A 23004-nucleotide genomic window follows, 5' to 3' on the forward strand; every position below is an offset into this window, starting at 1 on the left:
GCCCTCCCCGAGACAAGTTCGGGGAGGGACTCCACCCACATCTCGTCATTGCTTCGCTGTGCTTGCGATGAAGAGTTGGGTCTGATGGATCAGCCCGAGCGCCGCGTTCCCGTCAGTTCCATCGCGCCGAACATCCCGGCTTTCACCGTGCCGGTCAGCGTATCGCCCTCGACCGTCGCGGAACAGTCGAGGTCCATTGGCATCGGCACGGTCATCTTCATCGACCACGTCAGGGTCTGCCCGGCAATGCGGCCGTCGGTCACGTCCATGCTGCCAAGGTCGCCGGTGATGTTCCCGGAGAAGCTGTCGCCTGCTCCGGGCTCGATGGTGAGGACGCCCTTCTGGCGGCCCAGCGGGGTATTGGTGACGCAGTCGTACGTGCCGGCAACGGTCATTCGGAAGCTCCTTCGCTCTCGTTCTCGCCCGCGACGCTGGGTGCGGGGCGGACCTCTACGGGCAAACCCAGGGCCTTGAGCTGCGGTTCCACGATCTTGCGGTCGCCGACGATCACCCAGGTCAGGTCGGTGGGCTGCAGATACTGCGCCGCCGCGCCGCCGATCCGCTTCGCGTCGATGCCGCGATAGGTCTGCGCGAGCTTCACATAGTAATCCTCAGGCCGTCCCAGCCGGTCGTTCTTGACGATGGCGGCGAGCACTTGCGCATTCGTCTCGAAGTCGTTGGGCAGGCTGCGGATCGCGCCGTCGGTGACGCGCTGGTACTCCTCGGCCGAAATCGGCTGCTTCGTCGGCAGGGCGCTCATGTCGGCGATGATGGCGCGGATCGAATCGCCCGTGCGGTCGGCCTGCACGGGCGCCATGACCTGCATCGTCACCGGCCCCGTCGCCTGGCTGATGCCCGAGCGCACGCCGTAGCTCCAGCCCTTTTCCTCGCGAATGTCGAGGTTCAGGCGCGAGAGGAAGCCGTTGCCGACGACGTCGTTCGCCAGCATCAGCGATTCCTCGTTCGGCGTGCGGCCGGTCAGCGGCAGCACCCGCCCGGCGAGGATCACCGACTGCGGCGAGTTCGGCCGGTCGATCAGCACTACGCGCGATGCGGGTGCGGGCGTCGCGGTGTCGAGCGATTTCACCGGCTTGGGTGCGGCCGGGGCCTTCCAGCTGCCGAACGCCTTTTCCAGCAGCGGCTTGAGCTGCTCCATGGTCACGTCGCCGACCACGGTGATCCGCGCGAGGTCGGGGCGCAGCCACTTGGCATGGGCGGCGCGCAGCGCCTCGGGCGTGAGGGCGGCGAGCGCGGTATCGCTGCCGAGGCCGTCGCCGGGCTGGGCATAAGGGTGAGTGCCGAAGAGTTCGCCGCTCATCGTACGCGAGGCCAGCGCGCTCGGCGTCGACTGGGCCTGCGCCAGTTCGGCCTGCGCCTGTCCGCGCGCGCGGTCGAAGTCGGCCTGCGCGAAAGCCGGATGCAGCAGCACGTCGGAGGCCAGCGCCAGCGAGGGCGCGAGGTTGTCGCTGAGCGCACTCAGCGTGAGGCTGCTGGTGTCGAGGCTGGCACCGGTGCCGATCGAGGCGCCGAGGCGCTCCTGCTCCTCGGCGATCTGGGTGGCGTTGCGGGTCTTGGTGCCTTCCTCGAGCATCCCGAGCATCAGCCCCTGCGTGCCCGGCGTGTCGAGCGCATCGGCCGCGTACCCGGCGTCGAAGTCGATCGACAGGACCAGCTTGGGCACCGTGGTCCGCCGCGCCAGCGTGACAGGGATGCCGTTCGAGAGTGTGGTGCGCTCGATCGCCGGGAAGGCGAGGGCGCTGACCGGCGCGACCGGCGGCGCGGTGCGCCTGGGCGCGGAGGCGAGCTTCGGGGCCTTGGCGGCCTTGCCTGCCGCTGCGGGCGGGTTGGCGGCTTCGTCACCCCAGCCGCCCATCTTCGCGCCGTCCTCGGTGCGCGCGCCCGGCACCACCGCGATCTTATAGACCGGGCGGCCGAGCCACTTGGCCATCGCGGTGCGCACGGCGTCGGGCGTCAGCGCGGCGATGGCCTGCAGGTCCGCCTTGTACTTGGCCGGATCGTTCGAATAGACCTGCCCTTCGGCCAGGGTCGCGCCCTTGCCGGAGAAGCCGCCGACCTGTTCAAGTCCGCCGATCTCGCTCGACAGGATGGAGGTGACGGCGCGGCGCACTTCGTCCTCGCTCGGCCCCTTGGCGACGAAATCCGCGATGACCTTGTCGAGCGCGGCTTCGGCGTTGGCGCGCTGGACGCCGGGCTTCACGTCCATCGAGGCGTCGAGGAAGCTGGCCTGCTCGAACGTCTGGGCAGAGGCGGTGACGGAGACGGCAAGCTGCTGCCCGCGCACCAGTTCGTTGTCCAGCCGTGAGCTGGCGAGGCCGCCGAGGATGTGCATGCCGATGCGCAGCGCGGGTGCGTCCGCATCGTTGAGCCCGGGGCCGCTCCAGTCGCGGCTGAGGCGCAGGGTCGGCACCTGATCGGTCAGGTCGCGCGAGATCGGCGCGGACAGGGTGACCGGCCCGGCCGCGACGGGGGCGACTTCAGGCCCCTTCGGGATGGCGCCGAACCACTTCTCGACCTTGGGCTTCGCGGTTGCCGCGTCGATGTCGCCCGAGAGGACGAGGACGACGTTGTTGGGGCCGTAATGGTCGGTGAACCACTTGCGAACGTCGGTCAGGCTGGCGGCGTCTAGGTCGGCCATCGAGCCGATCGTCGAGTGGTGATAGGGGTGGCCGACCGGGAACAGGCCCTCGGCCACCGCATATTCGGCGAGGCCGTAGGGCTGGTTGTCGCCCTGCCGCTTCTCGTTCTGGACGACGCCGCGCTGCTTGTTGAGCTTGTCCTGTGTGACGGCCGGGAGCAGCGCGCCCATGCGGTCGCTCTCCATGAACAGCGCAAGGTCGAGCGCGCCGGTCGGCACCGTCTCGATGTAGTTGGTGCGATCGTACCAGGTGGAGCCGTTGGTCGAGGTGGACCCGGCCGCTTCCAGCGGAATGTCGAAGTTGGGCACGTTGGATGAGCCGCCGAAGAACAGGTGCTCGTACAAGTGCGCGAAGCCGGTCTTGCCGCGTGGCTCGTTCTTGGAGCCGACCTTGTAGTAGAGCGTGACGCCCACGATCGGCGCCTTGCGGTCGGTGTGGACGATGGTGGTGAGGCCGTTGGCGAGGACGAACTCGTCGTATGGGATGTCGACCTTGGCGACCAGTTCCTGCGGCGATGCGGCGGCGGGCCGAGGCGGTGCGGCCTCCGGTGCAGGCGGCGCCGTCGGCGTGCTGGCGACAGGCGTGCCGGAGGGGGCGGCAGCGCAGGCGGAGAGGAGAAGGGCGGCGGCGAGAGCGCTCAGGCTCGACGTGGATACGGATCGCATGAGCGGGAGGTTAGCAGCTTGTTTCGGCGTGGCCAGCGGCGTTTTGCCCACCTCTGTCCCCTCCCGCAGGCGGGAGGGGAATGTGAGATCAGCGGCTCCCCCCTCCCGCTTGCGGGAGGGGCAGCGAGACTTGGTCCGCAGGGCCTAGTCGCAGCGGGGTGGGCATGCCCGCCTATCACCCCCGCTTGAAGATCTGCCCCGAATCGAACAGCGAGATCCGCCACTCGCCATCGGCATCGCGGCGGCATTCCATCTTCACGTCGGCGACCGCGAGCGGGTCGCAGTACTTGTCGAAAGGCCCGTCGCCCAGCGCCGCGAAGAACACCAGCAGGTAGCCGACTTTCGCATGGTCGTCGCCCTCGAAACCGACCCGCAGCGAGGTGATGATATGCCGCATGGTCATGAGGCCCGCGCCCGCCTTCATGGTCTCGGCGCGGCCCTTGTAGAACGCCTCGACCGCCGCCAGCCCCTCGCGCCACTGGCCGCCGACGTTGTAGCGCACATCTTCGGCGAGGCAGTCGGTCTCGCGCATCTTCAGGCCGTTGTGGATGTCGAGTTCGTCGCCCCACTCGTAGATCACCTGCTTGATCGCGAGGACGTCTGCCGCCTGCTGGGGTGTGAATTTCGCCATTGAGCCTCTTCCCGTGGGGTTATCGCGCGAAGGCTAGGGCAGGGCTTCGGGCGGGGATAGCGGAAGCCATGCATTACCGCCCCGGCGAAGGCCGCATGGATATCGCTGCCCCATATTCGTCATTGCGAGCGTAGCGAAGCAATCCAGAGCGGTTTGAGAATGCCCTGGATTGCTTCGCTACGCTCGCAATGACGATCGGAGGGAGCGAAACGCCCTCTGGCAAATCGGCAACGGGCACCCATCTTTGCCTCGGCGGCCGGCTCCGGCCTGCTCCTGTTGCGCCCGATCAAGGATTTCGGGCATTTCGCAGACTAAGGAAAAATTCGGGTACCCAGCCCTTGTGTTGCATATAAGCAACACCATATGAGCGGGATCAGGAGGCACATTCCACAATGAATCTCGAAAAGTTCACTGACCGCGCAAAGGGGTTTCTCCAGGCCGCGCAGACCGTCGCGATCCGCCTGAACCACCAGCGCATCGCGCCCGAGCATATCCTCAAGGCCCTGCTCGACGATCCCGAAGGCATGGCCGCCGGGCTCATCAAGCGCGCCGGTGGCAACCCGGTGTTTGCGACGCAGGAACTCGACAAGGCGTTGGCGAAGATTCCGGCCGTGTCGGGCAGCGGCGCGGCCGGTTCGCCGGGTCTGGACAACGATGCCGTGCGTGTGCTGGACGCGGCCGAGCAGGCTGCGACCAAGGCGGGCGACAGCTTCGTTACCGTCGAGCGGCTGCTGCTGGGCCTCGTGCTGGCGACGACCACGGCGGCGGGCCAGGCGCTCAAGGCGGGTAACGTCACGGCGCAGGCGCTCGAAGCCGCGATCACCGAGCTGCGCGGCGGCCGGACGGCCGACAGCGCGGGCGCGGAGAACGCCTACGATGCGATGAAGAAGTACGCCCGCGATCTCACGCAGGCGGCGAAGGACGGCAAGCTCGACCCGGTCATCGGCCGCGACGAGGAGATCCGCCGCACCATCCAGATCCTCGCGCGGCGCACCAAGAACAACCCCGTGCTGATCGGTGACCCCGGCGTCGGCAAGACCGCCATCGCCGAAGGGCTCGCGCTGCGCATCGCCAATGGCGACGTGCCCGACAGCCTCAAGGACCGCAGCCTGATGTCGCTCGACATGGGTTCGCTGATCGCGGGCGCCAAGTACCGCGGCGAGTTCGAGGAGCGCCTGAAGGCCGTGCTCGACGAGGTGAAGGGCGCGGACGGTCAGATCATCCTGTTCATCGACGAGATGCACACGCTGATCGGCGCGGGCGCGTCGGAAGGCTCGATGGATGCGGGTAACCTGCTCAAGCCTGCGCTGGCACGCGGGGAACTGCATTGCATCGGCGCGACCACGCTCGACGAGTACCAGAAGTACGTCGAGAAGGATGCCGCCCTCCAGCGCCGCTTCCAGCCGGTCTTCGTGGGCGAGCCGACGGTCGAGGACACCATTTCCATCCTGCGCGGGCTCAAGGAAAAGTACGAGCTGCACCATGGCGTGCGGATCACCGACGGCGCGATCGTGGCGGCGGCGACGCTGTCCAACCGCTACATCACCAACCGCTTCCTGCCGGACAAGGCGATCGACCTCATGGACGAGGCCGCCAGCCGTATCCGCATGGAAGTGGAAAGCAAGCCCGAGGAGATCGAGAAGCTCGACCGCCGCATCGTCCAGCTCAAGATCGAGGAAATGGCGCTCGGCAAGGAAAGCGATTCCGCGTCGAAGGACCGGCTTGCCGCGCTGCGCGTGGAACTCAGCAACCTCGAACAGCAGTCGAGCGAACTGACTACCCGCTGGCAGAACGAGCGCGACAAGATCGCGGCGGAAGGCAAGCTCAAGGAACAGCTCGACGCCGCGCGCATCGAACTGGAGCAGGCCCAGCGCGGCGGCGACTACGCCAAGGCGGGCGAGTTGTCCTACTCGACGATCCCCGCGCTGGAGGCGAAGCTGGCGGAGGCGCAGGCCACCGCCGGGAACGCCTTGCTGCGCGAGGAAGTGACCGAGGACGACATCGCCGGTGTCGTCAGCCGCTGGACCGGGGTTCCGGTCGACCGCATGCTGGAAGGCGAGCGCGAGAAGCTGCTCAAGATGGAGCAGATCATCGGCGGCCGCGTGATCGGCCAGACCGATGCCGTCGCCGCCGTCTCCAAGGCGGTGCGGCGCGCGCGCGCGGGCCTGCAGGACCCGAACCGGCCGCTCGGCTCGTTCCTGTTCCTCGGCCCCACGGGCGTCGGCAAGACCGAGCTGACCAAGGCGCTGGCGGGCTTCCTGTTCGACGACGACACCGCGATGGTGCGCATCGACATGTCGGAGTTCATGGAGAAGCACGCGGTCGCCCGCCTGATCGGCGCGCCTCCGGGCTATGTCGGCTACGAGGAAGGCGGCGTGCTGACCGAGGCGGTGCGGCGGCGGCCTTATCAGGTCGTGCTGTTCGACGAGGTCGAGAAGGCGCATTCCGACGTCTTCAACGTGCTGCTGCAGGTGCTCGACGACGGGCGCCTGACCGACGGACAGGGCCGCGTGGTGGACTTCACCAACACGCTGATCATCCTGACCAGCAACCTCGGCAGCCAGTACCTTGCCGGGCTTGACGAGGGCGTGGACGTCTCCACCGTGGAGCCGCAGGTGATGGAAGTGGTACGCGGGCATTTCCGGCCCGAGTTCCTCAACCGTCTCGACGAGATCGTGCTGTTCCACCGGCTGGGCCTGGAGCACATGGCGCCGATCGTCGATATCCAGGTCGCCCGCGTGCAGAAGCTGCTCAAGGACCGCAAGATCGTGCTCGACCTGTCGGACGCGGCGAAGCGGTGGCTGGGGCGGGTGGGTTACGACCCGGTCTACGGCGCCCGGCCATTGAAGCGCGCGGTACAGCGGTACCTGCAGGACCCGCTGGCGGAGAAGCTGCTGGCAGGCGAGGTGCCCGATGGCTCGCACGTCCATATCGAGGACGGTGACGGCGCGCTGGCGATCACCGTGGAGTGATGCCCATCCTCCCCGAGCTTGTCTCGGGGAGGGGGACCGCCGCCGCAGGCGGTGGTGGAGGGGGATGGATCAGGTAATTCCCCCTCCGTCAGCCGCTATGCGGCTGCCACCTCCCCGAGACAAGCTCGGGGAGGAATGGAGCATCAGTAGTACCCGAGAAGCGCGCGAAGCCCGGGGGCGTTGAAGTCGACCAGCGCTTTCTGCTGCGCGGTCAGTTCGTCGGGAATCTCGGCTGCGGCGTTGAGGTTCTCGCGCGCGGTGCCGCTTTGCTTGCGGTCGGCGCCGATGCGGACCCGCTCGCGCCAGTCCTCGGGCACTTTCGCGAGGCCGGCCGCGTCGAACAAGCCCATGAAGAAGGCCTCGGCGCGGCGGCTGTCGAGATCCTTCACCGCCTCGACCATGTCCTCGTAGCGGATCACGGTGGTATCGCGCCCCATCCAGCCGAGCGCGTTGAACATGTACATGTCCTTGAGGCCCATCGATTTCTGGTGAATGCCCGTGATCATCAGGTTGATCAGGGCATCGACGCTCAGCCCCTCGTCCTTCACCAGCACGGCATTGTCGCCGAACTGTTCGGAAACGAAGAAGCGCGCGCGGGCCAGCACCCAGGTATAGGGATCGCGCACCAGGATGATCTTGCGCGCGGGCGCGGCTTCCACCGCCGAGGCGTCGGAGAACAGCAGGTGCCCCCAACTCAACATGTTGCGCGAGGCGTCGAAGGCGTCGAGGTGGTCGAACAGGTTGCCCCACTGGATGAACGTCGCCTTGTAGTGGTCGGCAACGGGCACGAACATGCGCATGACGTTGCGCAGCAGGTGGGTGCCGGACTTGGGCACGGAATTGAGGAACAGCGGGCGAGGAAGCGCCACCTGCTCGAAGCGGGCGTTCTCCTCGTCGAGGGTATCGGGCTTGAGGCGGATGCGGGTCATCTTATGCCTGTGCTGTGGGATCGGGAGGACAGATAAGCACAGGGGCGGCGAGCCGTCACCCACCGCCCCTGCCTGGAAAGATTTGTCGGGGCACGCAAGCGTGCCCCGACTGGGGAAACCTCTCAGTATTTCGCCTTCACGCTCGCGAAGAAGCGGCGACCGACCATGTCGTACTGCGAGTAGAACACGCCGTTGCCCAGGATGTCGGCACCGTTGCCACCGACCACGGAGATGCGTGGCGGCTTGGCGTTGGTGAAGTTGGTGACGCCCAGGGTGAAGGCATATTTGTCGTCGTCGATGTTCCAGGTCACCGATGCGTTGTGCTGGAACCATGCGGGAGTCGTCAGCCTGACGCAGCGGCCGTCGGGGTAGGCGGTGGCGGTGTCGCAGATCGAGCCGCCGTCCTCCAGGAAGTCGGGGCGATTGTCGGTGCCGCCGATCATCGTCAGGCCGTAGAAGAAGCTGACGTTGCTCCAGTCGAGGATCGCCTTGAAGTCGCCGGTCCACTTGGGATCGCCCGCTTCGCCGTTCGAGCTTTCGTAGAGGCCGTCGAACAGCGCGGTGGTGTCCTTGAGCTGCCAGGTGATCTCGCTCTGCAGCGTCAGCTTCACGTCGGGCGTGAATTCGTGGGTGATGCGCAGCGTGGCGTCGATGCCCCGGTTGCGCTGGCTGTTCACGTTGATGAAGCTGTCGCGCACCGTGTTCACGTTCGAACCGTTGCCCTGCGAACCCGGAACGTCGTCGTTACGGGTGAAGTAGGAGCACAGCGGATCGGTCGGGAAGAAGTCCGAGTTGTAGCACTGCGACAGGATGTTCCCGGCGCCGAGCTGCGCGATCTCGCCGTTGACCTCGATGTCGAAGTAATCGACCGCAAGGCTGAATCGGGTATCGGGCAGGAAGCTGAAGCGTGGGGTGAGGATGACGCTGCCGGTGAATGCCTTCGAGGTCTCCGGCTTGAGCAGGCCGATGCCGCCGCCGGTCACGATGGTCGCGCCCGTGCCCGCACCGGTGTAGTTCGCCGCCACGCCGTCAGCCGCGCAGTTGTCCGCGAACTGCTGCGAGATGGCGCCGTCCGCCAGCTTCGTGCCCCACTGGATGCAGGGGTCGATCTGGCGCTGGTTGAGGAACGAGGTCTGGTCGGCCAGGAACTGCTCGAATAGCGCGGGCGCGCGGAACGAGGTGCCGTATGTGCTGCGCAGGCGTAGCCAGTCGTTGACTTGCCAGTTGAGGCCCAGCTTGTAGGTCCAGTTGCCGTTGTCGCTGTCGGAGAAACCGTCTGAAGCCCGGATCGCCTTGACGTTGGTAACGCGCGCCGCGCCCGAGAATTCCAGGTTCTTGAAGAACGGGATGTCGGCAAGGATCGGGATGCGCACTTCACCGAAGGCTTCGGTCGTCTGGGTCTTGCCGGCGGTGATGCCGGCGCCGGTGCTGCCCCAGGCGTTGTCGGCCAGCGTGATCGCGCCCGGCGTGTCGTTGATGCGATCCTCGCGGTACGTCGCACCGATCGCGATGCCGACCGGCCCGGCGGGGAGGTTGAGGAGGCCGGGGTTGGTGACGATCGCCTCGACGTACTTCTGCGTATAGGTGGTCTTGCCTTCCTCCCAGTCGGACAGGAAGTTGACTTCCTCGGGCGTCAATTCGCCGGCAAGGAAGTAAGGATCGTACCAGCGCACGTCCACGCATTGCTTGCCACCGATCGGGGTGACCGGGTTGCCAAGTTCGGCGCAAGTCGCGTCGCGGCTGTCACCATAGGGATAGGCTATCGAGTCGGCGAGAATCTGCTGCGAACGGTAGATGCCCTTCGACTTCGAGTACTGGCCGTAGACGTCGTAGCTGAAGCCCTTGCCGATGTCGCCGCGCACGCCGAACAGGCCGCGGTAGTAGTCTACCCGCTGCGAGTTGTCGGAAAGGTTGGTGTAGCCGGTCGGGCTGAACAGTGCGGCGCCGCCCCAGCCTTGCGCCAGCGGGTTGCCCGCGAAGCCGCCTTCGTTGCCATCGGCATCGACATAGTCGAAGTATTCGCCGTAACCGAACTGCCAGATCTGGCGCGAGCCGTTCTGATAGGTCTTGCGGCGGTTGAACAGGAACTCGCCGTAGACTTCGACCGCGTCGCTGACCTTGAAGGCACCGTCCGCATAGAGCGTGTAGCGCTCTGTCTGCGGGATGACGGTGTCCTGGTTGACGTAGGGGTGGTAGCTGTTCTGGACCGCGATCGATGCGGGATCGTAGCCGACGGGATACCAGCCCTCGGGGACGGCGATCTGGCCGGCGGTGGTGCGCGGTCCGATGCCGGGGATGTAGCGGCCCAGGTTGCTGCCCGGGTAATTGTACTGGAACAGCGTCACGTCGCCGACGCCCTGGCTTCCGGGGATGTTGGAGCCGTTGGGTGAGTAGTAGTAGCTGTAGTCGTAAGTCCAGACATGGCCCCAGGCCAGGCCGCCGCAGCGATACTTGCCGGTGCGCGGATCGACGAGGTCGGCGCGGGTCTTGTGGCTCTCGTCGGTGAAGACGTAGTCTTCCTCGCACTGCAGGTACTTGCGCTGTCCGCGCGCGAGTTCCTTGCGCTTGTAGTAGTCACCCGCGAGCAGGATGTGGCCGCGGTCCCACGATTTGCCCCAGGTGAGCGAGCCGTTGTATTCCTCGCCGCCGCTGCGGGTGGGGACCGAGGTGAAGCCGTTGGCCTCGATGCCGTTGGTGTCGGTCTTGGTGATCAGGTTGACCACGCCCGCGACGGCGTCCGACCCGTAGATCGACGAGGCGCCGTCCTTCAGGATGTCGACGCGCTCCATGATCGAGGAGGGCAGCACGTTGAGGTCGAACGACGACACGCCGCCGCGCGTACCGGCGGGGCCGGCGCGGCGACCGTTGAGCAGGACCAGCGTGCGCTCGGCACCGAGGCCGCGGAGCGAGATCGTCTGGGCGCCTGAACCGCCGTTGGTCACGAAGTTCGACGAGATCGCCGAAGTGATCTGAGAGGAGCCGCTGGCGATCGGCGAGCCCTGGATCATCGCGGCCGTATCGATGAGGCCCATCTTCTTCGACAGTTCAGGATCGACGATGGAGATCGGCGAGGGGCTGCGGAACACGTCGCCGCCCTTGATACGCGAACCGGTGACCATGATGGTGGTGTCGTCGATCGGTGCGGGCGTGTTGGGTGCCCTGAGGTCGGGCGAAACCGGCGCGGTCTCTTCGGGCACGGGATCGCCGTCCTGCGCTATCGCGGCGAACGGCGTGAGAAGTGCAATGGCTGGAAGGAACGCGGCGCTGCGAAGCAGGCCGCCCTTGGTCCTGGTCATGATGTGTCCCCTGTATGCGTCTGCGGGCTCTGCCTGCCCGCGACCCGGCCGGAAATCCGGGTCGATGGGCCTATCCTGCCGGGGCTCTTCGCGACTGCAATAGGGAACTGAAATCTGAATGAAATAAATGCGTAATGGGTTGTAACATTACAACAGTTTGCAGACCTTCATGGCCCACCACGCGCACGATGTGTGCGCAAGGATGCATAACGTCAGGGCGATGCAGCGACATGCATGCAAAGAAAAAGGGCGGCCTCTTGCGAGACCGCCCCAATTTCCGTGGTCAGGTTGACTTGGTTTAGAAGTCGACCTTCGCGCCGACGCGCAGGTAACGGCCCATGAACAGGCGGTCCGACCAGGCCGGGTTGAACTGGTACAGGCCATAAGCCGCGTTCGGGTCGTACTTCGGCTTGGTGTCCAGGATGTTCAGGACGTCGAGGTAAAGCTTGAACTTGTCCGCGACCTTGACTTCGCCGTGACCGTCGAAGTTCAGGATACCCTTCGAGTGGCACTGAACGGGAGCAGCGCTGCCATCGATGCCGGGAGTGCCCGGATACGTGATGAGCTGACCGCTCTCGCCGCTTGCGATACAGTCCTTGTACGTACCACCGGCGTCAGCCGAGGTGCTCGAGTAACCGCTGGTGTAGCTGGTGGTCAGGGTCAGGCTGGCCTTGTCATTGAAGTCCAGCGTGTTCTGCCAGGTCAGGCGGAAGCGCGGCGCACCCGAACACGAGGTCAGGTTACAACCACCGAGCGAACCGTCGTAGCGCCACACGGAGCCATCCTCGTTGAACTGCTCGAGCTTGATCAGGTACGATGCATTCGCCTTGGAGTGCAGCGAAACCTTTTCGGTCAGCGGGAGCTGGAGATCAGCCGAGAAGTCGAGGCCGCTGCCCTTCATGGCGTTGGCGTTCTTGAACGAGCTGATGATCTGGCCCAGCAGCGGCAGCGCGTTCGGGTTTTCCGGATCGGCTACGCCCGGGGTCACGGTGACGCCCGGAATGTCCACTACGCCGTTGTTGGTGTAATACTGGGTATAGAGATCCTGGGTCGCGCTGGCAGAGGTGATCACGTTCTTGATCTTGGTGTGCCAGTAATCGACCGTCAGCGTGACGGCGCGGGTCGGCTGCACGACGAGACCCAAGGTGTACGAGGTCGACTTCTCGGACTTCAGATCGGGGTTACCCGACGAAGTGATGCCCGGCGAGTAGCCATCTTCGTAGTAAGCCGGGTTGCTGGCGTGCGCGGCGCAGAACGCGGCATAGATTGCGCTCTCGCAATTGATCGACGCGTTCGTGTAGCCGGTCGCCGGCAGCTGGAACGATTCGTTCAGGTTGGGCGCACGGAAGCCCTTCGAGAACGTGCCGCGCAGCTTGACCTGCTCAATCGGCTTGAACTCGGCCTCGAACTTGGGCGAGAAGTTCTTCTGGCCGGTCGAGTAGTGGTCATACGAACCGTCTGCCTTGAAACGCAGCTGGTCGAGGACCGGAACCGAGATTTCGTACGAAGCCGACCAGATGTCGCGGTTGCCCTTCACGCCAACGGCGTTGATACCGTAATAGCGCTCGGTCGGGTTGTCGTTGTTGGGGGCGTTCGAACTCGGGTTGTTAATCGCTTCGTAGCGGTACTGGCCGGCAACGGCGATGTTCACGAAACCGCCGGGCAGTTCGAACACGTCCTTGTTGAGGGTCGCGATGACCTGGGCGAGCTTCGAGGTCGCGCGCTTCTCCTGATCGGGGAAGACGAGCTGGTCAGCTTCAGCCGAGTTGGCCGAGGGATCGACGAAGTTGTAGGTGCCCTGGGCAATGGCATCCATCAGACCCTGGAGGTAGATGTAGCCGGTGTTCTTGACGTCCAGCGTGACCTTCGAAGCGGTCGCGCCGAGCGAGAAGTTCCAGCCATCGCCCACAGTGCCGTTGATGCCGGCCGACAGACGGTAGGTCTTGGCGTCCGTGAAGGTCTCACGCGGCTTGTCAGGCAGACCGACGAGGCGAGCGAGCTGGCCGTTGGCGGCGTAGGGGTTGTTGGGGTTGAGCGTGCCGTTCGACGCATCGCAGCCCGAGGCGGTCAGGATACCGCCGGTGATCGACGAGGTGCCGGCCGAGCAGACGTAGGTCGGCAGGTAGATCTGGCTGACGGTGATTTGCTCGCCACCAGCGGCAGTGTTGCCGACCCAGCCGGCGTTGCTGGTCGAGTTGGCGGTCTTCACGTTCATGTAGTTGAACATGAAGAAGGCTTCGGCGTTGTCGCCGACCTTGGCGGTCGCACGCAGGGTGCCGCCCTTGCGGGTGATTTCCGCATTGTACATGCGGTAGTCGTTCACGAGATCCTGCTGGCAAACTACCGAAGGAGCACCCGGCGTCTGCTGTTCTGCGGTCAGCGTGACGGAGGTCAGGCGGCCGCAGCCTGCTGCCGGGTTGAGCTGCTCGTAGTTGCCGAGCGGAATCGTGGCGCCTTCATCGTCGAGGATCAGGTTGCCGCTGGCATCCGTGCTATAGGGGCGCACGTAGTTGATGATGGTCGACTGGAAGCCGTTGTAGCTGCCGTCGGCCTGGATGCCGTTGCGGATGCTGTTGGTCAGACACCCTTGTTCGGCGGTGCCGCAGATGCTGCTCTGGTCGGCGGTGTTCCAGATGCCATTGCGGTCGCGCAGGAACAGCGAGTCGTTGTGCTGGTATTCGACGTTCGCGTAGACGTTGAAGCCCTGCTCGTCGAGATCGCCGTAGCCGTAGGTGGCGTTGATGCGCTGCTCGCCGCCGTCGCCGCGCTGCGAGATGCCCATCGAGCCGTCGAGGTGCAGGCCGGTGATCTGGCGCTTGGTGATGACGTTGACCACGCCGGCGATGGCGTCCGAACCGTAAGTCGCCGAAGCGCCGTCAAGCAGCGTGTCAATGCTCTGGACGATCGAGCCCGAGATGCTGTTGATGTCGACGATGTTGCGCTGCGTGTCGTCCGCCAGCGGGTAGTAGGCGGTGCGCATGCCGTCGAACAGCGTGAGCGTATAGGCGTTGTTGAAGCCGCGCAGCGAGGGAGCGGTGGCACCGGTGGTGAAGCCGAAGGCCGACCAGCTGGCGGGGATGGTGCCGGCGTTGTTCGCGGTCAGGGTCTGGAGCGCGTCGGCGACGGTGGTGATGCCGCGCTTGGTCATATCGTCAGCGGTCACCGACACGACCGGCGATGCCGTGGCGGCGGCCGGGTTGCGGGTGATCGAGCCGGTGACGATGATGGTGTTTTCTTCGCCTGCATCGTCAGCCGCCTGGGGGGCTGCATCCTGCGCATAGGCAGTGCCGCAGAGCAGGGCGAAAGCCGACAGGCTCGTCGCGCCGCGCAATGCGGCTTTCTGGATGGTTGTTTTCACTTTGTGTGTCCCTTGTTGCGTCGTTCACCTGCCGAATGCGTGACCAATTTCGACAGGCGACCCGTTGCCGGCTTTCGAGTACGCGAACGCACTACGATGCCATGGGGAAATCTTGTTGCGCCGAGAGGGCGCCCTTTCAACGGAATTTGCGGCGGCGCGAAAAATGGTTTCAGGTATGTTGCAACCACGCAACAGCAATGTGCGATGAAATATCGCACCGTGGTCGCACTCCAAGGATTCCCGCGCCTTACGGTGGACAATAGACCTGTTGCATCGGCGCATTGTCCACATGATTTCTTGCGCGCAGCATCGCCCCGGTGAAATCCTGTTGCGCAAGTGCGGAGGTCGTCGAGAGACCCGATTGACCGTCGCTGCCGGGCCACTTAATCGTGCGATTAAATGGTTCGGCCGAAAAGCTTGCCCCCTCGCCGTGGAACGGCATAGGGCGAGAGGGCCGGAGACGATGGCGAAAGGAAACGGGATGAATCTGGACAGTACCATCGCCGCGGTAGTCACCGGCGGGGCTTCGGGACTTGGCGCGGCTACCGCGCGGGCGCTTGCCGCCAAGGGCGTGAAGCTCGCGATCTTCGACCTCAATGCCGAGGTCGGAGAGGCACTCGCGGCCGAGATCGGCGGCGTGTTCTGCGCGGTCAACGTGACGGACGAGGACAGCGTCGTCGCCGGCTTCGCCAAGGCGCGCGCGGCGAACGGGCAGGAGCGGGTACTGGTGAACTGTGCCGGGATCGCCCCCGCCGCCAAGACCGTCGGCAGGAATCGCGAGACGGGTGAGCCTCGCGCTCACGACATGGCACTGTTCGAGAGGGCGATCGCCATCAACCTCGTCGGCACCTTCCGCTGCATCAGCAAGGCCGCGGCGGGCATGGCCGGGCTCGAGCCGATCGATGCGGCGGGGAGCCGGGGCGCGATCGTCAACACCGCGAGCGTGGCGGCGCAGGACGGGCAGATCGGCCAAGCCGCCTATGCCGCGTCGAAGGGCGGGGTGCTGGCGATGACGCTGCCGGTGGCGCGCGACCTCATGGGTGACGGCATCCGCGTCAACACCATCCTGCCGGGCATTTTCGAGACGCCGATGATGGCAGGCATGCCGCAGCAGGTGCAGGATGCGCTGGCGGCGATGGTGCCGTTCCCCAAGCGCCTGGGCAAGGCCGAGGAATACGCCAAGCTGGCGTTGTTCATGCTGGAGCATGATTATCTCAACGGCGAATCTATCCGGCTAGACGGGGCGATCCGGATGGGGCCGAAGTAGGCCCCGATGAAGGATCGTCCTGTCCCCCAGACTTCCGGTGCCGTGGATGTCGCGCCGCCTGGTGCGCGCGCCATGCTGCTCGACACGGCGAGTGCGATCATGCGCGATGGCGATGTGATCGACATCTCGCTGTCCGAGTTGAGCCTGCGTTCGGGGCTGAACTCGGCTCTGGTGAAGTACTACTTCGGCAACAAGGCGGGGCTGCTCAAGGCGCTGCTCGACCGCGACTGGGAGGCGATCGTCGTCAGCGTCGATGCGCTCGTCGCCAAGGACGGGTGGGAGCCGGAGGCCAAGCTGCGGCGGCACTTGTGGAAGGTCGTCGATACCTTCTACGAAGTGCCCTACCTCAACCGCCTGACCATGCGCATGGTGCGCGAGAGCGATGATACCGAGGCGCGGCGCATTGCAGACTGCTACCTCTCGCCGATCTACCGCGCCTATGAACAACTGATCGGCGACGGGGTGCGGGCAGGGGTGTTCCGCGAGATCGACCCGCAGCTGTTCTACTTCACCGTGACCGGGGCGGTGGACCGCTTCTTTTCGGCGCGGCTGGTGCTCAAGCACTGCTTCGACCAGGATACGCTGACCGAGGAACTGCGCGACCGTTACCGGGAACACACCATCGACATCATCATGGCCGGCATCCTCGCGCACTGATGGCCCGCCGGAAGAAGCGCTACCTGACCGCGACGATGGCGGACGGCTACGTCAAGACGATCGGGCCGACCGCCGATCCTTTCACGCATTACTGGCGCGTGGTCGCCGAACTGCAGAACGGTAAGACCGAAGTGTTCTGGGGCCATGCCCGCTCTCTGGCGGAGGCGAGGAAGAAGCGACTGCCGCTGGACGAGGCAGCCAGGATGCGCGGGTGGAAGGGCTTCGCGTTCGAGATCGCGGAATTGGTGGAGACGGACGGCTGAAGGCTCGCGTCAGCGTACCTTCAGTCCCACTTCGCCCAGTAGCAGCGCCGCCTGATCGCGCGAGATCGTCGCTCCGCGGAACTGCCTGGCGTCGCCCAGAGTGATGCCGCCCAGATCGGCACCGCGCAAGTCCGCGCCCTCGAATCGGGCACCGTCCACTTGCGCATCGCGCAGGCTGCAGCCTTCGAAGGTGCTCATCCGGAAATCCACCTTGCGCAAGTCTGCCTGCGAGAAGTCGATCTGGTGCAGGGTGGTCCTGCGGAACGACAGCCCGGGCAGCTTTGCGCCGATGAGCAGAGTCTCGTCGAAATGAACTTCCAGCGCCTTGAGGTCGGACAGGTCGGCGCCCGTCAGCTTGCTGCGGGAAAAGCGTGTTCCCTGCAGCATGGCGTGGCGCAGGGCGGAATTGTTGAAGTCACAGGCGGTGAAGGTCGCGTCGCTGAGGTCGCAGCCGATGAAATCAGCGAAGGCGCCCCGGCAAGAGCGCCAGCGGGTCTGCTCCAGCTTCGCGCCGGCCAGCTTGGCGTGGCGCAGACTGCATTGCTCGAAGGTCCAGCCGGAGAGGTCGAGCCCGGAAAGGTCTGCCTCCTCCAGATCGCAATTCGAGAGGTGCCGGGGATCGCCGACGAGCGCTTCGATATCGCGTCGTTCAAGCTTGCGATCCCGGACGATGTGCGGGGCGGAAAGGTCATCCATGCCCCGGCAGTAACGGCGGCGACCGGCGGAAGCCAGAGCAAGGGCGGAACTTCGACGGCGCCGCCCCCGCTTCTGCAGCGCTACCCCGCCTTGCCCGGACCGGTGCCGGAGAAGGCGTCGGCGATCGAGCAGGCCGCCGGGCCGAGGATGACGATGAACAGCGTCGGCAGGATGAACAGGATCAGCGGCACGGTCATGATCGCGGGCAGGCGCGCGGCCTTTTCCTCGGCGCGCATCATGCGTTCGTTGCGGAACTCGGCCGAGAGCACGCGCAGCGCCGAGGCGAGCGGGGTGCCGTAGCGTTCGGTCTGCACCATCGTCGTCACCACCCCGCGCACCGCGTCGAGATTGACGCGATAGGCGAGGTTCTCGAAGGCCTGCCGGCGTTCGGTGAGGAACGACAGTTCGATCGAGGTCATCGAGAATTCGTCGCCCAGTTCCGGATAGGCCCGGCCCAGTTCGCGTGAGACGCGCTCGAAGGCGGCGTCCACCGTCAGGCCGGCCTCGGCGCAGATCACCAGCAGGTCGAGCGCGTCGGGGAGGCCCTTGCGGATCGCGTCGGTGCGCTTCGACACCATGTTCTGGATGTAGAGGTCCGGCCCTTTGTAGCCCGCCAGCACCATCACCGCGAAGGCCGCGAACTTCTTGAAGTCCGACCATTCGGGGAAATAATTGATGCCGTAGATCACCAGTGCGGCGAGGCTGCCCAGCACGATCGGCGCGACGAGGCGGGCGAAGACGACCGCGACTGCCCATTCCTTGTTGCGGATGCCCGCCTGCGCCAGCTTCTGCTCGATCGTCTTGATCTGGCTGTCCTGCAGCATGCGCGCCTTGCCGAGGAACGCGCCCATCCTGTCGGTGGTGTCGTTGCGGCGGATCAGGCTCTGGCGCTTGCGGGCAGTGGTGATGATGCCCGACTTGAGCTGCTCGCGCCGGGCGTTGAGGGCCTTGACGCGCTTCTGCATCGGATCGCGAATGGTGATCGCGGTGTAGATCGCGAACAGCACTGCGGCGGCCGCGACGATGGTGAGCAGCGTGCCGACGTACGTGACGTCGAAACCGAGGAGGGTGGGCCCTGCGGGCTGGTCTGGCATGGGCTGGTCCTCAGATCTCGAAGCTGACCATCTTGGCCATGATGAAGGCGCCGATGCCCATCCAGACGGCGCCGCCGATGCCGGCGACGATCAGGCGCTCGTCGATGAAGAACTGGCCGATGTATTGGGGGCTGATCCACCAGATCATGGCGAAGACGATGAACGGCAGCGAGCCGACGATATAGGCCGAGGCCTTCGACTCCGAACTCATCGCGCGGATCTTGAGCTTCATCTGCGCGCGCTTGCGCAGCACGTCCGACAGGTTGGCCAGCGTCTCTGCCAGGTTGCCACCGGTTTCGCGCTGGATGGCCAGGGTGATGCAGAAGAAGTTGAATTCGGGCATGTTCAGGCGGTCGGCGGTTTCCTGGAGAGCGTCCTCCATGGTCTTGCCCACTTTCATGCGATCGGTGATGAGCTTGAACTCCTCGGCCACCGGGCCGGGGATTTCCTGTGAAACGATCGTCAGCGTCTCCGACACCGGCAGGCCCGAGCGCAACCCGCGCACCAGAAGGTCTATGGCGTCGGCGAACTTCACCGTGAAGGCGTTGTTGCGGCGCTTGATGCAGTAGTTGACGACGAGGTGCGGCAGCCCCGCGCCGACGAAGATGCCGAAGGCGAGGGCAAGGAACAGCGCGCCCGACTTCAGGAACACCAGCAGCGCCACCACCGCGCCAAGGCCGATCGAGCCGTAGAGGTACTGCTGCAGCGTCCACGACAGGCCCGAACGGTCGAGCCTGAGCGCCAGGGCTTCCGCGCGTGAGGCGGAACCGGCGATCTGGTGGATGCGCGGCTTGCGGGCGGCAACGGCGCGGCGCATCTGCGCCTCCAGCCGGTCGCTGGCATTGTTCGAATGGCGAAACCGCACCGACTTGAGGCGGCGCGTCGATTCCTTCTTGGGGTTGGGCCCCGAAAGGAGCGCCCAGAGCAGCAGCACGGCGCCCGAAAGCCCCGTCGCGACTATGATGAGCTGGAGAAAGTTCATCGCCTATCGAGCCTTGCCAACAGGCGCCTTACGAGGACGCCGGAGCCTTTTTCTTCGCCTTGGGCATCATCGCCTTAAGGTCGAACTTGCCGAGCAGCGAGGGCTTGGCGACGACGACGTCCTCCTCGGTGGCGGCGATCTCCCGCGCCAGGTCGCGCAGCACGGCGCCGGCTTTCGCCGCGCGGTTGGCATCGGCGAAAGTCTGGCCCAGCTTGGCCGCCATCGAGGCGGCCTTGAGGTCATAGGGGATCGCCATGTCGATCCGCGTCTCGATCGAGGCCTCGAAGTCGGTCTTGCTGATCTCGGCCAGCGCGGTCTGCACCTTGTTGGCGACGACGATCACGCGGGTCTGCGGTGCATTGCCCCGGAACCACGAGAGCAGGCGGATGGTGTCGCGCGCGGAAGCCAGCGTCATCTCCGTCACCAGCACCGCGACGTTGAGGTTCGCGGCAAGCTGCGGGAAGTTGATGAGCATGTTGCGCGGCATGTCCACCACGGTCATCTCGAAGGCGGCGCGGAATTCCTCCTCGAGCTGCACGAAGGCGGAACCGTCGGTCAGCAGCGGAGCGTTGATCGGCGCTTCGGCGGAAAGGATCGCGAGGTTGTCGTTCGCGCGGATCATCGCACGTTCGATGAACAGCCCGTCGATGCGGCTGGGGTTCTCGATCGCGTCGGTCAGGCCGCGTCCCGGCTCCAGGTCGAGGCAAAGCGCGCCGGTGCCGAAGTGGATGTCGAGATCGAGCAGCGCGGTCGGCAGCTTGAAGTCGGCGCTGAACAGCCACGCCAGCGAGGTGGCGATCGTCGAGGCGCCGACGCCGCCGCGCGTGCCGATGACGGCCGTGGAAATATGCGACTTCGACGCGCCCGCGTCCTGCACGCGCGGGGCCGAGAACACCGCCTGGGCATGCGCCAGCGCATCGCGCAGCGCCGCCGGCTGCAAGGGCTTGAGCAGGTAGTCGTGGATGCCGCTGGCGACGAGGTCGCGGTAGAGGCGCACGTCGTTGACCTGCCCCACCGCGATGACGACCGTGCCCGGCTCGCAGACTTCGGCGAGCGCGTTGATGTCGCTCAGCGGATCGCCGCTCTCGGACAGGTCGACGAGCAGGATGTTGGGGCTGGCGCTGATCGCCAGCGACTGCACGGCGTTGCGCAGGCCGCCCTTGTGGCACTTCTCCGATTGCCAGCCCATCTCGCCCACGATCGGGCGCAGCGCCTCGATCGAGGCGTCGTCGCAGAGGAAGGCGGCGAACTGGTCGCGGGCGCCGGGGCCGCCGGTTTTCCAGGGTGCATTCATGGCCATCAGTTGCCCTTGCTGCCGGTCGCCGAGACCGTGTTGCCCTTGCCGGTCGGCTCTGCGGTGCGATAGGCGCCGATCGCCTTGTTGGATGTCATCACCTGGGTCGAGCCGGTGTCGCTCTGGCCCCGGATGAGATCCTGCGGATCGGCGACCATCGCCGCGAGGTTCGAATTGACCGCGCAGCCGTGGTTGGTCGAGGTGGCGTTGTTCGGGTTGAAGTCGCTCTTGGCGGACCAGTCCGGGCAACCGGGGACGTATGCCTTGGCGCGCGCGATGGTGATGCGTGCGGTGCCCGCCGGAACCGTGCCGGTCGACACCGGCGGCTCGTCCTCCAGCACGAAGCCGTAGCGCTGCGCGATCGCGCCGACGGCGCCGCGGGTGGCGGGGCTGGCCTGCGGATCGTCGATGGTGATGTGGTCGCCGTACTTGAGGCCCATCGTCTCGAACCAGCCTGCGAGGCGGCCCGATTCGCCGTAGGCGAGGCCGGCGCCGCTGGTGGTGACGTCGAGCGTGTAGTTCGCGGTTTCGACGACTGGCTGGTGGACCGAGTACATCGTACGGTTGTCCGGTACGCCGCCACAGCCGCTGAGCGCGAGGGCGGAGCCGAAAGCGAGAACGGCGGATGCGAGAGATGCGTGGCGCATGGAAATCACCTTTCTCACTTAGAAGCTGAAGCCGGGCTTGGTGGAATCGTCGGAGGCGGTGCGCTTGGCCTTCTTGCCCTTGGCATCCGCTGCGCCGACCCCCGGCGCGGTAGTGCCTGCCGAGGGCGCCTGAGTGGCTTCCGGACGCTTGGCGCCCGAAGCGCCGTCGCTGTCCATGTTGCCGAGCAGGCGCTGCAACTCGTTGGGTGAATTGAAGCCATCGGTCGGCAGCGCGACTTGCGAGGTCGAGTCGATCGGCTTGACCAGGTAGGGCGTGACGATGATGACCAGTTCGGTCTCGCCGCGCTTGTAGCTGGTCGAGCGGAACAGCGAGCCCAGGATCGGCAGGTCGCCGGCGCCGGGCATCTTCTGGATCGTGTTGGTGGTATTGTTGCTGAGCAGGCCGGCGATCATGAAGCTCTGGCCCGAACCCAGCTCGATCGTCGTCTCGGTGCGGCGGATGGTCAGCGCCGGAATCTCGTAGCCGTTGAGCGTGACCGCGCCTTCACTCGAAAGTTCCGACACTTCCGGGCGCACGCGCATCGAGATGCGGCCGTTCGAGAGCACGGTGGGAGTATAGCTGAGGCTGATGCCGTACTTGCGATACTCGACCGATGTGGTGCCCAGGCCCTGGCTGATCGGGATGGGATATTCACCGCCCGCCAGGAAGTCCGCCGTCTCGCCCGAAAGTGCGGTCAGGTTGGGCTGTGCCAGCGTGCTGACGAGGCCCACCGTCTCGCCCGCATCGAGCGCGCCGAGCAGGTCGATGCCGAGCAGCTTGCCACCCAGGCCCAGCGTGGTGCCGGTGCTGTTGGGGCTGATGACGCTCGCGCCGGTGGTTTCCTCGGTGCCGATGCCGACCACGCCGCCAGAGGTGTAAGTGGGGAACTTGCCCGATCCCTGGCCGATCACGAACTTGGCGCCGGTGGTGGCGTCGGAACTGGTGATGTTGACGCTCATCGACTTGACCAGCGAGCGGCTGACCTCGGCGATGCGGACCTGCAGGTTGACCTGCATCGGCGTCGCCACGCGCAGGCGGCTGATGACGTTGGCATCCTTGCCGGCATAGGCCTGGACGAGGCGCTCGGCCTCTGCCGCGTCCTCGGGGTTCTTGATCGTGCCGGTCAGCAGGAACGTGCCCGAGCCCATTGTCGAGACGCCGATCTTGGCGTCCGGAATGGCGAGGCGCAGCATCGAATCGACGCTGTCGAAGTTCGAACCGACCCGCACCGTACCCGACCAGATCACCGCCCCCGCCGCATTGCTGGCGTAGACCGTGGTGGTGCCGCCGGCCTTGCCGAACAGGTAGAACTGCCGGGGGCTCTTGACCTGCACGTCGGCGACCGCGTCGTTGGCGACGAAGACGTCGGCCATGGCGCCGGGGATGTTGACGAGCTGGCCGTTGCCGATCGACAGGGTGATGTCCTGCGCCGGGTGGACCACCGAGCCGCCCGCACCCGCGCTCTGGGCGGTGGCCGGGATACTGGCCAGCGGAGCGAGAGCGGTAGCGGTGGTGGCGGCGGCCAGGATCAGCGGCCGGAAGGTCATGGACTTGAGAAGGCTGCGCTTCATCGAATTGCCCTCAAAGGGTGAAGG

At 65.7% G+C, this 23004-nt stretch carries 16 protein-coding genes; 4 read left to right on the forward strand and 12 right to left on the reverse strand.

All coding sequences use genetic code 11. The features are described from left to right. Positions 1-89: 89 nt before the first annotated feature. From V2S85_RS04710 to V2S85_RS04720, 3 genes are all read right to left on the reverse strand, one after another. Positions 90-395, reverse strand: a complete 306-nt coding sequence (locus V2S85_RS04710) for a hypothetical protein (RefSeq protein ID WP_330701713.1) — start codon at positions 393-395, stop codon at positions 90-92. Then, the gene (locus V2S85_RS04715; protein WP_330701714.1) at positions 392-3322 is read right to left on the reverse strand and encodes a pitrilysin family protein; all 2931 of its coding nucleotides are present in this window, start codon (positions 3320-3322) and stop codon (positions 392-394) included. The genes V2S85_RS04710 and V2S85_RS04715 overlap by 4 nt, the downstream gene beginning before the upstream one ends. 175 nt (positions 3323-3497) lie before the next feature. Then, complete coding sequence (locus V2S85_RS04720) at positions 3498-3953, reverse strand: nuclear transport factor 2 family protein (RefSeq protein WP_330701715.1); 456 nt, start codon at positions 3951-3953, stop codon at positions 3498-3500. A 392-nt stretch (positions 3954-4345) separates the two neighbouring features. Between V2S85_RS04720 and clpB the strand changes: the two genes are divergently transcribed. Next, positions 4346-6925: an ATP-dependent chaperone ClpB gene (gene clpB / locus V2S85_RS04725; protein ID WP_330701716.1), complete on the forward strand. Its 2580-nt coding sequence runs from the start codon at positions 4346-4348 to the stop codon at positions 6923-6925. Between the two features lie 143 nt (positions 6926-7068). Here clpB and V2S85_RS04730 read toward each other — a convergent pair whose 3' ends face one another. The 3 genes from V2S85_RS04730 to V2S85_RS04740 all read right to left on the reverse strand — a co-directional run bounded on the left by V2S85_RS04730 (position 7069) and on the right by V2S85_RS04740 (position 14508). Continuing rightward, positions 7069-7854, reverse strand: coding sequence for a hypothetical protein (locus tag V2S85_RS04730; RefSeq protein ID WP_330701717.1), 786 nt, complete (start codon positions 7852-7854; stop codon positions 7069-7071). A gap of 122 nt (positions 7855-7976) precedes the next feature. After that, positions 7977-11150, reverse strand: coding sequence for a TonB-dependent receptor domain-containing protein (locus V2S85_RS04735; RefSeq protein ID WP_330701718.1), 3174 nt, complete (start codon positions 11148-11150; stop codon positions 7977-7979). Between the two features lie 298 nt (positions 11151-11448). After that, positions 11449-14508 carry a TonB-dependent receptor plug domain-containing protein gene (locus V2S85_RS04740; protein WP_330701719.1) on the reverse strand — a complete coding sequence of 1020 codons (3060 nt, stop codon included), beginning with the start codon at positions 14506-14508 and terminating at the stop codon, positions 11449-11451. A gap of 481 nt (positions 14509-14989) precedes the next feature. Here V2S85_RS04740 and V2S85_RS04745 point away from each other — a divergent pair, with 481 nt between their 5' ends. The 3 genes from V2S85_RS04745 to V2S85_RS04755 are packed head-to-tail and all read left to right on the forward strand — an operon-like array spanning position 14990 to position 16695. Next, on the forward strand, positions 14990-15775 hold the full coding sequence (locus V2S85_RS04745; protein ID WP_330701720.1) for an SDR family oxidoreductase: 786 nt from the start codon (positions 14990-14992) through the stop codon (positions 15773-15775). A gap of 6 nt (positions 15776-15781) precedes the next feature. Then, positions 15782-16432 carry a TetR family transcriptional regulator gene (locus V2S85_RS04750; protein WP_330701721.1) on the forward strand — a complete coding sequence of 217 codons (651 nt, stop codon included), beginning with the start codon at positions 15782-15784 and terminating at the stop codon, positions 16430-16432. Beyond that, positions 16432-16695, forward strand: a complete 264-nt coding sequence (locus V2S85_RS04755; protein ID WP_330701722.1) for a hypothetical protein — start codon at positions 16432-16434, stop codon at positions 16693-16695. The genes V2S85_RS04750 and V2S85_RS04755 overlap by 1 nt, the downstream gene beginning before the upstream one ends. Positions 16696-16704: 9 nt before the next feature. Here V2S85_RS04755 and V2S85_RS04760 read toward each other — a convergent pair whose 3' ends face one another. The 6 genes from V2S85_RS04760 to V2S85_RS04785 form a co-directional block, all read right to left on the reverse strand. Then, positions 16705-17391: a pentapeptide repeat-containing protein gene (locus tag V2S85_RS04760; RefSeq protein ID WP_330701723.1), complete on the reverse strand. Its 687-nt coding sequence runs from the start codon at positions 17389-17391 to the stop codon at positions 16705-16707. 80 nt (positions 17392-17471) lie between these two features. Beyond that, positions 17472-18485 carry a type II secretion system F family protein gene (locus tag V2S85_RS04765; protein ID WP_330701724.1) on the reverse strand — a complete coding sequence of 338 codons (1014 nt, stop codon included), beginning with the start codon at positions 18483-18485 and terminating at the stop codon, positions 17472-17474. Between the two features lie 10 nt (positions 18486-18495). Beyond that, the gene (locus V2S85_RS04770; RefSeq protein WP_330701725.1) at positions 18496-19467 is read right to left on the reverse strand and encodes a type II secretion system F family protein; all 972 of its coding nucleotides are present in this window, start codon (positions 19465-19467) and stop codon (positions 18496-18498) included. A 28-nt stretch (positions 19468-19495) separates the two neighbouring features. Beyond that, the gene (locus V2S85_RS04775) at positions 19496-20761 is read right to left on the reverse strand and encodes a pilus assembly protein CpaE (protein ID WP_330701854.1); all 1266 of its coding nucleotides are present in this window, start codon (positions 20759-20761) and stop codon (positions 19496-19498) included. Positions 20762-20766: 5 nt separating this feature from the next. After that, positions 20767-21408 carry a CpaD family pilus assembly protein gene (locus V2S85_RS04780; protein WP_330701726.1) on the reverse strand — a complete coding sequence of 214 codons (642 nt, stop codon included), beginning with the start codon at positions 21406-21408 and terminating at the stop codon, positions 20767-20769. An 18-nt stretch (positions 21409-21426) separates the two neighbouring features. Next, positions 21427-22980, reverse strand: a complete 1554-nt coding sequence (locus V2S85_RS04785; RefSeq protein ID WP_330701727.1) for a type II and III secretion system protein family protein — start codon at positions 22978-22980, stop codon at positions 21427-21429. Positions 22981-23004 lie beyond the last annotated feature (24 nt).

Origin of the sequence: Novosphingobium resinovorum, assembly GCF_036352595.1 — a bacterium.
Classification (GTDB): Bacteria; Pseudomonadota; Alphaproteobacteria; order Sphingomonadales; family Sphingomonadaceae; genus Novosphingobium; species Novosphingobium resinovorum_B.